Source organism: Mesorhizobium sp. M4B.F.Ca.ET.214.01.1.1, from assembly GCF_004791545.1.
GTDB lineage: Bacteria > Pseudomonadota > Alphaproteobacteria > Rhizobiales > Rhizobiaceae > Mesorhizobium > Mesorhizobium abyssinicae.
The window spans coordinates 1-1,038 of record NZ_SRUX01000047.1 but is presented as its reverse complement, the minus strand read 5'-3'; the positions used below and the strand labels follow the sequence as shown (position 1 = coordinate 1,038).

General features: G+C 63.6%; 1 pseudogene. It reads right to left on the bottom strand.

Annotated elements, in window-relative coordinates:
* A pseudogene (locus tag EN857_RS33220) lies at nucleotides 1-955 on the bottom strand (IS481 family transposase).
* Nucleotides 956-1,038: the final 83 nt, after the last annotated feature.

Sequence of the window (1,038 nt, the reverse complement as noted above, 5' to 3'; positions counted from 1 at the left end):
CTAGCTGTGGAGCCTCAACAGGTTGTCCTCGGTTAGAGCGAGGCGACTGATAGGTGTTTTGGACTTTAGGCTGCCATGTGGGCGATGCCAATTGTATCTGTGCAGCCAGACAGGCAGCTCGGCGGAACGGGGATCTGAAGTCGGATAGGCGATGGCATAGGCCCATTCGCGCAGCGCGGTCTGGATGAAGCGCTCGGCCTTGCCGTTGGTCTTGGGCGTGTAGGGTTTGGTGCGGATGTGCTTGAGGCCAAGCTTGCGGCAGGCCTTGGCGAAGGCCTTCGACCTGTAGCAGGACCCGTTGTCGGTCATGACGCGCTCGACCACGATGCCCAAGCTGGCGTAGTAGGCGACCGCCGCCTTCAGGAAGGCGATAGCGCTCTCCTTCCTCTGGTCCGGCAAGACCTGCGAGAAGGCGACGCGCGAGGCGTCGTCGATGCAGACATGGACGAACTCCCAGCCGACGCCGCGGCTGTTGGACTGGCCGACGCGATCGCCGGTGATGCGGTGGCCGACGCGCTCGAAGCGCCCGAGTTTCTTGATGTCGATGTGGATCATCTCGCCGGGCTTCTCGCGCTCGTAGCGGCGCACCGGTTCGGCCGGTTCGATATCCCTCAACCGCGACAGTCCGGCACGCTTGAGAACCCGGCTGACGGTAGCGGGCGAGACGCCGACCTCATGGGCGATGTGCTTGCCGGTCCAACGTTGCCGCCGCAGCGCCATGATGCGCTCCGCGATCGACGCAGTGGTGGCCTGTGGCATATGGGCGGGCCGCGAAGAACGGTCGATCATGCCGGCCCGTCCTTCGGCCTTGTAGCGCCCGACCCAGCGCGCCACGATCTTGGCTGACACGCCATAGACGCGCCGCATGGGCTTTGGAAAAACCGCCCTCTATCACCGACAGCGCCATCTCCTCTCGACGCAGCGGCGTGAGACGGGCATTCTTGTGAATGTTCATTCGGACCCTCCGGTGAGTGCTGAAGCCTGGTAACTCCAGTCTCCTCGGTCCGGTCCGAATGGACAACCTCCTGAAAGCTCACA